Here is an 884-nt window from a genome sequence, read left to right as displayed (position 1 = left end):
GCCTCTGAGAGGGTGAAGTCCCTGGTCAAGTGGGGTGCGGGGTGACGCGACGAAGCCCCCGTCGTTGGTGTGGTGATTCCACTCATCGCACCAGCCGCCGGGGGCTTGGTTGGTTCCGCATTCTTCCATGCTCGACGTACCGCATGAGCTGGTCGAGCATGTCTCCTGGCTGATCTATGCCCGCCGGCGGGATATCAACTCGCCGTGGCGGAGGCTGGGTTGCTTCAAGCAGGCGTTGCTGGTGCTGGCGCATCTGCGGAAGAACGAGACGTTCGCGCAGGTCGGAGCCGGCTTCGGGGTGTCGCAGGCGACGGCCTGGCGGTACGTCGACGAAACCCTCGACCTCCTCGCCTCCTGGGCGCCGGGCCTGCGCGAGGCCCTCGTCGGCCTGGGTGAAGGCGACTTCGTCATCGTTGACGGCACGCTGATCCCGACTGATCGGATCGCCGCGGACGAGCCGTACTACAGCCAAAAGCGCAAACGGCACGGGATGAATGTGCAGGTCATCGCCCGCCCAGACGGCACACCCCTGTGGTTTTCGCGCGCTACACCGGGACGAACTCACGACCTGACCGCGGCCCGGGCCCACGGCATCATCCAGGCCTGCCTCACGAGGCAGATACTTGTCCTGGCCGACCGCGCCTACCAGGGTGCCGGCGCCACCGTCCGTACACCGTACAAGAACCACCGTCAACAACCGGAGCGCCACCAGCAGTTCAATCGCGACCATGCCCGGCTGAGAGCTCCAGGCGAACGCGCCTTCGCGCAATTGAAGTCCTGGCGACTGCTACAGCGAGCCAGATGCTCCACTCGCCGGATCGGCACCATCGTCCAAGCCGTCCACACCCTCCTGACCTGCGACTATTCAGGATGAAAGAGGTTCA

At 65.2% G+C, this 884-nt stretch carries 1 pseudogene; it reads left to right on the top strand.

What is annotated here, in order from left to right:
• The first annotated feature begins 69 nt into the window (after window positions 1-69).
• Window positions 70-874 (top strand): annotated as a pseudogene (locus tag AZE13_RS33500) (transposase family protein).
• Window positions 875-884 lie beyond the last annotated feature (10 nt).

Source organism: Streptomyces sp. NBRC 110611 (assembly GCF_001590865.1).
Taxonomy (GTDB): Bacteria; Actinomycetota; Actinomycetes; order Streptomycetales; family Streptomycetaceae; genus Streptomyces.
Note: the sequence above shows the minus strand (reverse complement) of the source record. Positions and strands in the feature narration are given on the sequence as shown.